Origin of the sequence: Rhodococcus pseudokoreensis (genome assembly GCF_017068395.1) — a bacterium.
Classification (GTDB): domain Bacteria; phylum Actinomycetota; class Actinomycetes; order Mycobacteriales; family Mycobacteriaceae; genus Rhodococcus_F; species Rhodococcus_F pseudokoreensis.
This window is the reverse complement of sequence record NZ_CP070619.1, coordinates 4,550,703-4,563,357: the sequence shown is the minus strand read 5'-3', so window position 1 is coordinate 4,563,357 and position 12,655 is coordinate 4,550,703. Positions and strand designations below refer to the sequence as shown.

Below are 12,655 nucleotides of genomic sequence, written 5' to 3'. Positions count from 1 at the left end.
TTTCGGATCTGGGCGACCGCTCAGTGAACGGAGAGCAGGGGCAGGTGGTGGGTGTCGGCGAACGCCAGGGACTCGGGGCGGCTGATCATCCGGGTGGGATCGGCCAGTCCGACCAACTCGGCGAGCAGCGCTCCGGGCCGCAGCCCGGCTCGCCGGGAGAGGTCCAGTGCGATCGCCGCGGCCGTGGCGGGACGCGCGCCGTCCGCGCGGTCCACGCAGACCGGGACGAGGTGGCCGGGTCTGGTGAAGTCACCGGGCTGGGCCGCCGCACCCACCAGCGCGCGGGCCGTGGTGGCACGGTCTGCGGCGGAGATCCCGGTTCCGGTTCCGCGGACGGCGTCCACGCCGACACACATCCGATCGCCGCGGCCCTCGAACGGGTCCATCGGGGGAAGCAGCAACTGCTCACACCGGTGGCGAGAGAGCGCGATCTGCAGGAATCCGGACGAGTGACGGATCGCGAAGGCCACCGATGCGGTGGACGCCCGATCCGCGGCGACGACGAGGAATCCCCGTCCCGCCGCGGTATCGGAGAGGACGATCGGCAGTCCCTGCGCGAGTTGCCGGAGGGCGTCGCCCTCGGAGGTGCCGAGCCGGGGCGAGGCGGGCTCGAGTGTCAGTGTCATGGGAATTCCTTGTGCCGGATAGTGTCTGGGAGGACTCAGACGAAGGGCGATACTTGCTCGTCGATGCCGAGCAGGGCGCGCCCGTAGATCTCCTGGTTGATGTTCAGGTTGATGAAGGCGTGCCGGGAGCTGGTTTCCAGGTCGCGCCAGATCCGCTGCAGCGGGTTGACCTGCGCGAAGCTACCGGCGCCGCTGACGTTGAGCAGCAGCTCGACCGCCTCGCGGCACAGATTCGCCGCCTGCGCGGCGTCCATCCGCGCCCGTGCCCGTTCGACGACCGGCATCTGCCGGCCGGCGGCGGCCGCGGCGTCGATCTCGTCCGCGCCGCGGAACGCGAGCAGGCGGGCCTGATCGATCAGCGAGCGAGCAACGGCCATGTTCAGTTGGGTGGAGGGTGCGTCGATCGACCGCTGGTAGTACGAGTACGCGATCGGCTTGTTCTTCTGCAGGGTCGACAGCACCGCGTCGTAGGCGCCTTCCGCCATGCCCAGCACGGGCCCGACCAGCACCAGGGCCAAGACGGGAACCAGCGAGGAGTGGTACAGGGTTTCGTCCTGAAACTCCGAGGCGGTGCGCCCCTCCATCATGTCGGTGACCGACAGGATCCGGGCGTCGGGGACGAAGACGTCGTCGGCGACGAGGGTGTCGCTGCCGGAACCGGACATGCCCGCGACGTACCAGGTGTTGTCGATCGACAGATCGGTCATCGGTATCCACGCCGACGCCGCCCCGACGGCGTCACCGTCGGCATTTGTCAGGGGGATACCGACATTGGCCCAGCTCGCGTGGTGCGACGCCGACGCGAATCCCCACCGCCCGGTGACCCGGTACCCGCCGTCCACCCGAACCGACGTCGAGGTCGGGGTGAACACGCCGCACGTGGCGATGCGCGGATCCGCGCCGAGCACGTCCTGCTGCACCGACTCGGGATAGGCGCCGACGAAGAAGGACGTCACGTTGCTCAGCGTGGTGACCCACGCCGTGGACCCGCACGACCGGCCGAGTTCCAGCGACACCTCCAGGAACGTGCGGAAGTCCTCCTGCGCCCCGCCGAAGCGTGCAGGTTTGGTGATGTCGAACAGGCCGGCTTCGCGCAGCGCCGCGATGTTCTCCTCCGGTACGCGGCGGTCCGCCTCGGCGCGCGCCGCGTTCTCGCGGAGCAGGGGGCCGAGCCCCCGCGCGGCGGTGACCAGGCGTTCCCGCTCGGAAACCGGCGACGTCGTGTGCGGGGCGGTGTCGGTGATCGTCATGGTGTGTCCTTCGGTTGGTGAGGCTTCTGGGGGAGTCGCCGGTCCGCGTGCACCCGAGCGGCGAGAAATAATCATGATTAATTGATAGAGTGATGTGAAGGCGGTCACTTGTCAAGAGCGATGCGATACTGACCCCCACGAACGGAGAGGAGACCGATGAGCGGCACCGACGGCGACGAGGACGTCCTCGCCCCCGAAGTTGCGGACTTCGAGGGACCCGCCTACTCACGTGAAATGTGGCCTCACCCAGAGAATCTCCCGTCCAAGGTGTCGCTCGGCGGTTCGCGCGCGGAGCAGGCTGCCGGTCAGATCGCCCGCCTCGCCGCCGGCGCACTGGCCGGCGAACGCATCGGGAGCAAGGACGATCTCCGGAAGATCTGCGGGTTCTCGGTCGGGACCATGAACGAGGCGATCAAACTCGCGCAGGCGCGCGGCGTCATCACCTCACGCCCGGGCCCGGGCGGCGGCATCTTCGCCTGCGACCCCTCCCCGCTGTCCCGGATGAACGGGTGGTTTCGCGCCGCCGCCGGCGACCACGCCGCCTTCGCCGAAGCCGTCCAGATCCGAGACGCGATCGCGCCCCTGCTGATCGAGGAGGCGCTGCGGCAGATGACGCTCGCCGACCAGGAAACGTTCTCGGAGCGGTTGTGGGAGGTGCGCCGCGCCCGCAACTCCGCGGCGACGTCCGACTTCGTGTGGGCGTGCTGGGAACTGCACGCCCACCTCGCCGGCATCGGCAAGGGCATCCTCCTCGACACCCTCTACCTGAGCATCATGGACGTCGGAGTGTCCTACCTGCGCGCGGTGCTCGAGGCCACCGCACCGGACGTGCACCTGGACGGACTCGCCCAGGTCATGGAAGATCTCGTCGACGCCCTCGAACGCCGCGACCGCGACTCCGCCGTCGACGCCCTCCGGCGCACCGACCCGACCATGATTCTGTCGGCACCGCCCCCTCCGGAGGTCTGATCGGCGCCGAGGGGAGCGTCACGGGCGCAGGAGGAATTCCCCGGCCAGCTGGAGGGCTTCGCGTTTGGTGTACCCGGGGTGGTCGGCGACGATGAAATGGCGGCCGATGGCGAGCCCGAACATCAGGGTGCTGCGCGCCTCGATCTCGTCGGGGTCGGTGATGAAGGTGCCGAACATGGTGCGCAGGAACTGCATCCGCTCGTTGTCGATGCGCTGCAGGCGTGCCGCGACGGACGGGTCGTGGTGCGCCCACGCCCGGATCGCGAGGTCGATCCGGTGCAGGTCCTCCGAGTAGGTGAGTTGACCCACGCGCCGGATCCGCTCGGCCGCGTCGCCGCCTTCGGCGTCGGCCTGGGCGATGACGGCCTTGGTGCAGCGGCGTTCCCACTCGTCGAGCATCTCCGCGAGCAACGCGGGCCTGCCGTCGAAGTAGCCGTAGAACCCGCCCTTCGTGACGCCGAGTTCGGCGGCGAGTGCCTCGATGCGGACGGCGTCCGGTCCGCCCCGCGCGAGGGCGTCGAGGCCGGCCTCTATCCAGCGGTCTCGTGTGGTGCGGGCGACGGCGGGAATCGGTCCACCTCCATTGATCGTGGTCAATTTGTACGGTACCGTATAGATGAAATATACGGTGCCGTATAGATCGGGGACGACAGTGCCACGAATAGCAGAGGCCACCTACACCGAGCAGCCCTGGCGCATCCACGAATTCACCAGCGACTTCGACGTCGAGGACGTGTGGTCGTACCGCACTCCGGGAGCCGGTCCGGACGACTTCCCCAGAATGCTCGCCGCGATGCGGGGCCGGGGCGGACTCGCGAAACAGCCCCGGGTGGTGCGGTTCCTGTTCGCCGTCCGCTGGAAGCTCGGCGAACTGTTCGGCTGGGACGATCCGTCGGCGGGCGTCGGCGAACGGGTCACCTCGCTCCGCGACCGCCTGCCCGACGACCTCCGCGCCGCTCCCCGCGGCCCCGACGACGCGGGCATGCCGCTCACCGCGGTCTACGAACTCGACCGGGAGGCCGCCCGCGAACTCGCGAACAAGACCGTGCACACCGTGATGCATCTCGGCTGGGTGCAGGGAGCGGACGGCGACTACGGGCTACAGATGACGGTCCTCGTCAAACCCAACGGCCGGTTCGGGCGGCTCTACATGGCCGCCATCGCACCGTTCCGGCATCTCCTCGTCTACCCGGCCCTGACCCGGCAATGGGAACGCGCCTGGCGTGACTACGCCGCGAAATGAACAAATCGCTGTTCCCGATAGGAGACGGCCCCGGCCGGGTACCTTCGTGGCATGGGTGACGAGGCCATCGACCCCGTGACGGCGTATGAAGCGCTCTCCGCCGGCGCGCGCCTCGCCCTGCTGCGAGACCCCGAAGGCATCATGCCGCCGCAGTTCATCGGGCAGGTGATGGCCGTGTGCGGGGATTCGTGCGTCGCGGGCATCACCGGGGGACCCGATCCGATTCCGCAGATGGCGATGCTCCAGGGGCCGCTCTCGGAGTACCTCGCCCAATGCCGGTGCGTGCTCGACTCGTGGTGGAACTCGCTGACGCCGCGAGCCCGGGCGGGCATCAGGTGCCGCGAAGCCGTACCCGAATCGCTGGCACTACAGCTGCCCAAGCACATTCCGTGGACCGCGGTGTCCACGCCCGGTTCCCACCTGCTGGTGCGCGACTACCTGGAGCTGCAGGCGGCGGGGTACGAACTGATGTAGTTCAGTCGGGGACCTTCTTTCCCGAGATGGCGTCCGGTTCGTATTCGTCGTGGCGGCGCAGCCAGCTCATGAACGGGTCGTCGCCGCGGCGCGGTTCCGGTTCCCAGTCCTCCTGGCGGCCGCGGGCGGTGAGGTCGAGCCAGTGGTAGGTGCCGACGAGCATGTCGGTGGAGCGCGCGTAGCCGGAGTAGGTGTGGAAGACGCGCTCACCCTGACGGAGAAAGGCGCTGACGCCGTGCTCCTCGCCCGACCAGCCCCTCCAGGCGGGGTCCATGCGCTCGAGCTCGGCCGCGTCCTTGTAGTTGTATTCGACCGGCGCGACCGACGCGTCGATGGTGACATGGAAGTCGTAGTTGAAGTCGCTCCCGAGCGAGGAGTACCACGGGACCGTCCAGCCCATGCGCTGCCGGTACTGCTCGAGCTTGTGCAGGGGTGCGCGCGACACGGCCGCGAACGAGGTGTCCCGGGCGTAGAGGTGGTGGAGATCGCCGACGTTGTCCAACGTGAACGTGCAGGACGGGCATCCCTCGTCGGCCTCGGGTTCGAACATGAAGTGGTAGATCAGGAGTTGGCCGCGGCCGTCGAACAGGTCGACCAGCCGGGCCCGACCCCCGGGACCGTCGAACTCGTAGTTCTCGGTGATTTCGACCATCGGTAGCGCTCGCCGGGCGGCGTTGACCCGGTCGCGGTGGCGGGTCAGCTCCTTCTCCTGCGCGAGCAGTTCGCGCCGCGCGACGAGCCATTCTTCGCGGGTGGTGACCTGTGGATCGGACGCTGTCATCGTTCGTCTCCTCTCGTAGGGCAACTGTCATCGTCCCAGGCCGCACTCGGCGGCGGCTACCCCGTTTCCGCCGCCGATCGATCCGGTCTCCGGCGTCAGCGGCTGGTGAGGACGACGAGTTGCTGGGTCGCCCGGGTCATGGCGACATAGCGGTCGACGGCACCTTCGATGCCCTCGCCGAACGACTCCGGGTCGACGAGCACGACGAGGTCGAACTCGAGCCCCTTCGCCAGCTCCGGCGTCAGCGACCGGATACGCGACGTCGCCCGGAACGCCGGATCTCCTATGACGCAGGCGATCCCGTCGGTGTTCGACGCGAGCCAGGTGTCCAGGATCGCGCGCAGATCCGACACCGGGCCGTGGACGACGGGGATGCCGCTGCTGCGGATGGACGTCGGCACGTTGGCGTCCGGGAGTACGGCCCGGATCACCGGTTCGGCCTCCGTCATCACCTCTTCCGGTGTCCGGTAGTTGATGCTCAGCGCGGCCAGATCGATCCGGTCCAACCCGATCCGCTCGAGCCGTTCGCGCCACGACTCCGTGAATCCGTGCCGGGCCTGGGCACGGTCGCCGACGATGGTGAAGCTGCGGGACGGGCAGCGCAGCAGCAGCATCTGCCACTCCGCGTCCGTGAGTTCCTGGGCCTCGTCCACCACGACGTGCGCGAACGGTCCGGCCAGCAGGTCGGGGTCGGCGCTCGGCAGGGCGGTCTCGTCGACCAGGGACTGCTGCAGGTCCTGGCCGCGCAGCATCGACATGACGAGCAACTCGGAGTCGTCGGCCGCGATCAGGTCGTCGACGACGGTGCTCATCCGCGCGCGTTCGGCGGCGAGGGTGGCGTTGTACCGGCGCTGCCGGAGCGACGCCTCCGGGTCCCCGAGCCGCTGCCGTGCCGCATCCAGGAGCGGCAGGTCGGACACCGTCCAGTTCTGGGCGTCCGCCCGCTGCAGTTGCCGAACCTCGTCGGGGCTGAGCCAGGGCGCGCACTTGCGCAGATAGGCGGGCACCGACCACAAGTCCCCGACGAGATCGGCGGCCTCGATCATCGTCCACGCGTTGTCGAGGGTCGCGCGCAGTTCGTCGTTCTGCAGCAACGACTTCCGGACCTGGGCCGCGGGAGCGTCCCCGTCGTACTTGTCGACCAGGATCGTGAGCAGCAGTTCCCAGATCTGTTCGCGCGCTTCGTTGTGCGGGGTCCCGGGCTCCGGCGCTTCGAACGCCTCGGCCCAGTCTTCGGCGCTCAGCCAGATGTCGGACCAGTCGGTCGCGACCGTCATGCCCTTGGCGGGCGGCTCCTCGTAGAACTTCACGGCCGCGTCGATCGCCTTCACCAGATCCGCCGACGACTTCAGCCGCGCCACCTCCGGATCCTTCTCCATCCCGGCGGTGGCACCCTCGGTGACGAGGTCCCGCAGCGTGCAGAGCTGCACACCCTCCTCGCCGAGACTGGGCAGCACGTCGGCGACATACGCCAGGTAGGGCTCGTGCGGGCCGACGAACAGCACGCCGTGACGGAGCCGGGGATCGGAGTACAGCAGGTACGCGGCACGGTGCAGCGCGACGACGGTCTTGCCCGTACCCGGACCGCCGTCGACGACGAGGGCGCCGCCGGATCCCGCGCGGATGATGGCGTCCTGATCGGCTGCGATGGTGCTCAGCACGTCACGCATCCGCGCCGACCGGTTACTGCCCAGGCTGGCGATGAACGCGGACTGGTCGTCCAGCGCGGCGTTCCCTTCGAACCCGTCCGACGTGAACACCTCGTCCCAGTAGTCGCTGATCCGGCCGCGGGTCCAGCGGTACCTGCGGCGGCTGGCCAGGCCCATCGGGTTGGCGTGGGTGGCGCCGAAGAACGGCTCGGCCGCGGGCGACCGCCAGTCGACCAGCAACTGATTGCCCGCGCTGTCCATGAGACCGAGGCGTCCGATGTACACGGGCTCGGAGTTGTCGGCACCGACGATGCGCCCGACGCACAGGTCCAGGCCGAAGCGGCGCAGGGCGCGCAGTTGAGCGCTCAGGTCGTGAACCATCATGTCTCGCTCCATCGCCTCCTGGCCCAGGCGTCGGGGTGCCTTGCGCTCCGAATCGATGCGGCGGGACAGGTCGGCGATGGACCGCTCGAGACTCTCCTCGATCGCCGCGAAGTGCCGCTCGTCGCCGGCGATCAGCGCGGGGTCGGCTTTGGGCGCGAGGTGGTCCGGAAGGTCGAAAGCGGAGGCAGTAAGGGGTCTCACGTCAACAGCTCCGATCCGAGTTGGGTGATGTGGATTCAGATTTTCGGCGCGCACTCACGACTCCCATTTCCGCAGGTTCCGGGTCAGGCCGGTAATTCTGCGACACCACCCGGGCCTTGCCGCAAGCCCCCGGGTGCGCTATACATTGAAAGTGGAAGAGAGTTGTTCTCCTTCCTCTCCTCGCCCGATCAGGATCGGCACACCCCTGTGCGCAGTAAACCCTCGTCGATGCGACGTGGGCAAGGTCCGCCCGAATGTTCGCGACCCGAATGCGCGCGTTCGGAAGCCGAATCAGTCGGACTGTCAGTACATTTGACGATGACAAGCGTGCAGCCGCCGGAGGTTCGGCCCGGCCGACGGAGTGAGACAGGAATCCGACACCACGCCGGGCGACCAGAGAATCCGACCGCACCCTGCACCGGACGAGGAGAGGTTATTACGATGAGCAGTCCCAAGGACTGGAACACGAACGTCATCGCCGAATTCCGAGCGAACCAGGGCCGAGTGGGCGGCCCGTTCGAGGGTGCCCCGATGGTGCTGGTGCATCATCGGGGCCGTAAGACCGGGCGCGAGCTGGTGAGCCCGATGATGTATTTACCGGACGAGCAAGATCCGGACACGATCTATGTCTTCGCTTCCAAGGCCGGCGCACCGACCAATCCCGACTGGTACTACAACCTCGTCACCGCAGGTCAGGCAGAGATCGAACGTGGTACCGAGCAGCACCCTGTGGTCGTCGCCGAGGTGACCGGTGACGAGCGGGATCGCATCTTCGCCGAGCAGGCTCGTAGGTATCCCGGCTTTGCCGGATACGCTGAGAAAACTGTGGGCATTCGGACGATTCCCGTGCTGGCGCTGCGCCGCTCATGAGAGCGATCGGGCACGCGGGCTGTCAGGAAAGTCCTGGTGGCGCCGGCGCCATCAGGACTCCCAGTTGGGCTGGTCCGATGGCGACGCGGCACGGTTGACGGTGATGGCCCGGCTGCGACGACTCGGGTTCACCGAGTTCATGATCCGTGACGATTCACCGAGCTACACACTGTTGCAACGGATTCCTGCGGATCAATGGGCGCTCGTTTTCGACGGCTGGGAACGGTTGCGTGTGGCGCCAGGCGGATCCGTGGTGGCAGGTCGAGATCCGTGCCAGTCGAACGTGACAAGCAGCCGATGGCGGGCGGGCGTCGCCCGCGAGGCGTGCGTGGTGTCTGTTGGCGACGGTGGTTGCCGACCGCCTGTTCGGCTTTGCTTGTGTGGGCCGAGGCTAGCTGTGGAGTTGCCGGAGACATTCAGGCGAACGTGTCGAGGTCCAGGGTGATTTCGACACCGTCCTTTTCGATGACGATTTTCGGGTGCTCGGCGCCGGTCGCGGCGAGGTACTGCCGCAGGGTCGACAGCAGCAGATCGGCGCGGCGTTCGATGCGCGACACGGTTCCTTGGTCGGTGTCGAGGGCGGCGGCGACTTGTTGCTGTGTGAGGTTGCTGGCCTTACGGATGTCGGCGAGCCCTTCGGCGTGGATACGGTTGACGGTCTCGCGCTCGGCCCGGTAGCGGCGCACGTCGTCGGCGATCAACGGGTCGCCTCGGAGTTTGTCGATACGGTCGTTGGCGCGGCTGAATCGGGTGCGCGGGGTGGGTTCGGTCATGACGGGTCCTCTCCTCGGGTTTGGTGGAGCCAGTCGCGGATCGCGGTGTCGGCCCGGGGCCGACGCTGTTGTAGAACACATCTCCCATGCGTGCTTTGTCGGCGGCGAAGAGGGCGACGACAACGGTGTCGCTGTTCGGCGGGAACCAGCAGATCAGCCGGAAGGCGATGGACGGATCGAAGGGGTGGGCGGTGCGCCATACCTGGTAGTCGCGCGACTGGAGGACGCGTTTGAGGTCTGGGGTTTCCGAGGTGGGTGGGCCGTCGAGGTCCCGGAGTTGGGACAGTGCATCGGCGGCGCGGGCGAGTGTTCTACCGGCGTGCTCGTCCCCGCCGCGAGCCTTTGCTTCGATGCGGTCGAGCCAGTCGAAGAAGTCCTCGGGTGCGTCGACGTTCACACCTAGTATGTATTTGAAACCATATGGCGTCAACACCATGTTTGCGATAAAGTTGCCTGGTTATTTCACCGACCCCGCCCACGGTTCTGGTCAGCGGGGCTTACAGGAATCGGTTTCGCCATCCTGATAGACAACCAGCCAGCAGTCGCGATCGTCGAACGGCACGGTCATCAGGATCTGCGCCCATTGCCCGGTGCCGTAGCCGTGTCAGTGGTTTTCGGCGGCCGTGCGGTTTGTAGGGGTATCGCTTGCTTGGCCGTCGTGCTGAGTGCCCTGGACTTCGGCAACATGGTGTGCCGATCCCGGGTCGCTGGGTGTGCGGAGGACGTAGGTGACCGCGGCTGCGGCGAGGTACAGTCCCGCGAACGTCCAGATGAGCACCGGCATGTGTGCCGCTCCGCCGAGCAGCCCGGCGAGTGCGGGGCATGGAGGCGTCTACCTCGAGCCGTGCGAGTGGCGGTATCGATCACGGCAAGCGGAACTTTTCCCGCGACCTCGAACACTTGATCCACTGACTACGTGGATCTGACCCATCTGTCCGACGAAGTCGAGCACGTCTCCCAGGTGTATGCCGCGAACCCTGTTGCTCGCCCGCTTTCACGACATCGACCTGATGGATGCAGTGAACGACAAGTGGCTGGTGTGGGCGGAGGGGCGAAACGAGTTCTGAAAAAGTCACGGGTGGTGACACTTTCGACCCCGCGTCGAATCCGGTCCGCGCGCGTATTCCCCGGTGTTAATGTGGGAATACTCGTCCTCACCGAAAGGTGCACCTCGATGAGAAGATTCGCTCGAAGAGCCGGTGGAACCATCGTGGCGCTGACGCTCACCGCGGCCGCTTTCGTCGTGTCACCACCACCGGTGTACGGATTTGCCGAGGACATTTGCTACACCGAGGACGGTGCCCCGCCGCACAATTGCGCTCCGCTGCCACCCGAATGCCCACTCGACGATCCCAACTCGCCGATCTGCGGCGCCGAGGCCTTCGTCAGCTACGGGGTCACGTTGCGCCGCCCGCTCGGCGGACGGAGTCTCGTGCACTCGGACTCGACGTACATCATCGCCCGCACCGTCGGCTTCTCCGAACAGGATGCGTACTGGATCGCGGCGTACGACGAGGCGACCGACCTCGGGACGTTCATCCCACGCGACATCTTCGGCAGGCCTGCCGCCGGCGCCGACGCGCTGACCACCAAGGACATCAGCGGCCTGGTGCGCACCCACTTCGACACCGGCGGGTTCCTCTTCCACTTCCTGCCCACGTTGCGCGGGCCGACGGATCCCCTGCCCAACGGGTTGCAACCGAACGTCGACGATGCGCGGCACGAGATCATGCTCACGCACCTTCGGACGTGGGCCATGGCCGGTCCGGGAAGCAACGCGCCGCTGTGCACGGGCGGTTTCACGAATCCCTCCGCCAACGGCGACTATGGCACGGGCGCAACGTGTTACGGAGACGCGAATCCGGTCCCGATCAACGGCACGTACAGCCTCGAGACTCCGGCCGCCATCCCGTTCACCAACATGACCGGGCAGCAGGTCATCACCGACAACGTCCTGTCATCGCAGTTCGACTCGTGGGTCGGCGAGAATTCCTGGAACGCCCGGACCGGCATCTACCTTCACGCTCTCGGTGACCGCATCTCGCACCACGTGTGCACCGACGCCGGCACGATCACGCCGCCGGGCCCTGCCGGGCAGGACTTCCGGATCGACCTGAATCAGCCCACCTGCGACCAGGGTCCGCACGCGCTCCGCCACGAATACGAGACGGGTGTGGACTTCGCCGGCCTGAACCCGGAAGACCAGACGACCGAGGCGGCGTTGTCGATGGTGTACGACGAACTCGTCAACTTCGCGCGTGAGCGCGGAACGCTGGACGAGAGCGCCACCGCACCCGCGACGAAGAACGCACTCCTGAACGACGGCCTCCTGCCGGCGCTCGAGATCCGCGAACCGGTCGAGCGACTCACCGCCGTGACCGACGTCGGTTGCCGCGCGGGCGTTACCGCGTTCCCCGGAAATCCGGCCTGCCGCTGATCGTGCCCGCCGGCCGTCAGCTGCCGAAGGGTGAGGCGCTGTTGGAGTACCGCGCGAAGTCGCCCTGCGCCCCGCTGTAGACGTTGAGGTCGACGTCGCCGTTGACGCCGGGGATGCGACCGGTGCTGGTGTACTGCCAGAACGTCCAGTTGCTCCAGCCGCCGGGGAGGGGGCCGGGCGTGTTCTGGCCGTTGTAGTCGGCGATCCACAGGGGGTATCCGGCGAACTCGTTGGTGTTCGCCATCGCCGTCCGCCAGAAGGTCGGGTAGGTGTAGATGATCGGCTGACGTCCGGTGAGCTGTTGGACCGTGTTGAGGTAGCGGTGCGTCCAGTCGATCAGCGCGGCGGGCGGCAGTCCGGCGGAATGCTCGAGGTCGAGGACCGGGGGCATGTCGCCCGGACCGTTGATGCCCAGGACCACGGTCGAGTAGAAGGCGGCCTGCGCTTCGGGCGACTGGGTGGGGTCCGCGTAGTGGTAGGCACCCCGGGCGACGCCGGCGACGCGCATGGCGAGGCAGTCCTGGACGAAGTACGGATTGACGTAGTTGAGGCTCTCGGTGGCCTTGACCATCGCGAAGTCGTGGCCGGCGTTGCGGACGGAGAACCAGTCGATCGGTGATCCGCCCGGGTGTTGCCACGACGCCACGTCCGGACCTCGGACGGGTTCGGCCGCGGCGTGCCCCGGCACCGCGGCCGCGAGTGCACCGGCGAGCAGTAGCAGTGCGATCTTGGAGAACCTTCGGACCTTCACCCCGATAGCCATGCGCCCGAGGGTAGTGGTTGCGGCGCCCGAGTTCCGGTCAACGACGACGGTTGCCGGCACACCCGTATGGGAAACGATCCCGCTGGTCTGTTTTGTCCGAAAATTTGACCATCGCGGTAGGTTATGCGACTCTTCCCTAGTCAGATCCATAGGTTACCCAAACCTAACTAGAGCTTTTCCGTAGTCGGTCCCCGGAGCACGAGTCGTCACCCGCTGCTCCCAGCAGATAAGAGAA

Annotated in this window: 14 protein-coding genes; 6 read left to right on the top strand and 8 right to left on the bottom strand. The window is 67.3% G+C overall.

Annotated elements, in window-relative coordinates:
- Positions 1–20 precede the first annotated feature (20 nt).
- Together JWS13_RS26035 and JWS13_RS26030 are read right to left on the bottom strand one after the other, a co-directional pair.
- Complete coding sequence (locus JWS13_RS26035) at positions 21–626, bottom strand: 3,4-dihydroxy-2-butanone-4-phosphate synthase (RefSeq protein ID WP_206008233.1); 606 nt, start codon at positions 624–626, stop codon at positions 21–23.
- Between the two features lie 35 nt (positions 627–661).
- Positions 662–1,876 (bottom strand): acyl-CoA dehydrogenase family protein, encoded by a 1,215-nt coding sequence (locus tag JWS13_RS26030; protein WP_206008232.1) that lies wholly within the window; start codon positions 1,874–1,876, stop codon positions 662–664.
- Positions 1,877–2,032: 156 nt separating this feature from the next.
- Here JWS13_RS26030 and JWS13_RS26025 point away from each other — a divergent pair, with 156 nt between their 5' ends.
- The gene (locus tag JWS13_RS26025; RefSeq protein WP_241032301.1) at positions 2,033–2,845 is read left to right on the top strand and encodes a FadR/GntR family transcriptional regulator; all 813 of its coding nucleotides are present in this window, start codon (positions 2,033–2,035) and stop codon (positions 2,843–2,845) included.
- Between the two features lie 18 nt (positions 2,846–2,863).
- Here JWS13_RS26025 and JWS13_RS26020 read toward each other — a convergent pair whose 3' ends face one another.
- On the bottom strand, positions 2,864–3,520 hold the full coding sequence (locus JWS13_RS26020) for a TetR/AcrR family transcriptional regulator (RefSeq protein ID WP_206008231.1): 657 nt from the start codon (positions 3,518–3,520) through the stop codon (positions 2,864–2,866).
- Here JWS13_RS26020 and JWS13_RS26015 point away from each other — a divergent pair.
- Both JWS13_RS26015 and JWS13_RS26010 read left to right on the top strand, forming a co-directional pair.
- Positions 3,498–4,088: a DUF2867 domain-containing protein gene (locus tag JWS13_RS26015; protein WP_206008230.1), complete on the top strand. Its 591-nt coding sequence runs from the start codon at positions 3,498–3,500 to the stop codon at positions 4,086–4,088. The genes JWS13_RS26020 and JWS13_RS26015 overlap by 23 nt on opposite strands.
- 51 nt (positions 4,089–4,139) lie before the next feature.
- Entirely contained in the window at positions 4,140–4,562 is a 423-nt protein-coding gene (locus JWS13_RS26010; RefSeq protein WP_206008229.1) for a hypothetical protein, read from the top strand.
- Between the two features lies 1 nt (position 4,563).
- Here the strand turns inward: JWS13_RS26010 and JWS13_RS26005 are convergent, their stop codons facing one another.
- Both JWS13_RS26005 and helR read right to left on the bottom strand, forming a co-directional pair.
- The gene (locus tag JWS13_RS26005; RefSeq protein ID WP_206008228.1) at positions 4,564–5,343 is read right to left on the bottom strand and encodes a DUF899 domain-containing protein; all 780 of its coding nucleotides are present in this window, start codon (positions 5,341–5,343) and stop codon (positions 4,564–4,566) included.
- Positions 5,344–5,438: 95 nt separating this feature from the next.
- Positions 5,439–7,577 carry an RNA polymerase recycling motor ATPase HelR gene (gene helR, locus JWS13_RS26000; protein ID WP_206008227.1) on the bottom strand — a complete coding sequence of 713 codons (2,139 nt, stop codon included), beginning with the start codon at positions 7,575–7,577 and terminating at the stop codon, positions 5,439–5,441.
- 441 nt (positions 7,578–8,018) lie between these two features.
- Between helR and JWS13_RS25995 the strand changes: the two genes are divergently transcribed.
- Positions 8,019–8,447 (top strand): nitroreductase/quinone reductase family protein, encoded by a 429-nt coding sequence (locus tag JWS13_RS25995; protein WP_206008226.1) that lies wholly within the window; start codon positions 8,019–8,021, stop codon positions 8,445–8,447.
- A 416-nt stretch (positions 8,448–8,863) separates the two neighbouring features.
- Here JWS13_RS25995 and JWS13_RS25990 read toward each other — a convergent pair whose 3' ends face one another.
- On the bottom strand, positions 8,864–9,220 hold the full coding sequence (locus JWS13_RS25990; RefSeq protein WP_206008225.1) for a helix-turn-helix domain-containing protein: 357 nt from the start codon (positions 9,218–9,220) through the stop codon (positions 8,864–8,866).
- Positions 9,221–9,306: 86 nt separating this feature from the next.
- Here JWS13_RS25990 and JWS13_RS46025 point away from each other — a divergent pair, with 86 nt between their 5' ends.
- Positions 9,307–9,429, top strand: coding sequence for a hypothetical protein (locus JWS13_RS46025; protein ID WP_259375274.1), 123 nt, complete (start codon positions 9,307–9,309; stop codon positions 9,427–9,429).
- Positions 9,430–9,824: 395 nt separating this feature from the next.
- On the opposite strand, the gene JWS13_RS25985 is transcribed toward JWS13_RS46025, so the two are convergent.
- Positions 9,825–10,004, bottom strand: a complete 180-nt coding sequence (locus tag JWS13_RS25985; RefSeq protein ID WP_206011967.1) for a hypothetical protein — start codon at positions 10,002–10,004, stop codon at positions 9,825–9,827.
- 390 nt (positions 10,005–10,394) lie between these two features.
- Here JWS13_RS25985 and JWS13_RS25980 point away from each other — a divergent pair, with 390 nt between their 5' ends.
- On the top strand, positions 10,395–11,657 hold the full coding sequence (locus JWS13_RS25980; protein WP_206008224.1) for a hypothetical protein: 1,263 nt from the start codon (positions 10,395–10,397) through the stop codon (positions 11,655–11,657).
- Positions 11,658–11,673: 16 nt separating this feature from the next.
- Here the strand turns inward: JWS13_RS25980 and JWS13_RS25975 are convergent, their stop codons facing one another.
- Complete coding sequence (locus tag JWS13_RS25975) at positions 11,674–12,420, bottom strand: glycoside hydrolase family 25 protein (RefSeq protein WP_206008223.1); 747 nt, start codon at positions 12,418–12,420, stop codon at positions 11,674–11,676.
- Positions 12,421–12,655 lie beyond the last annotated feature (235 nt).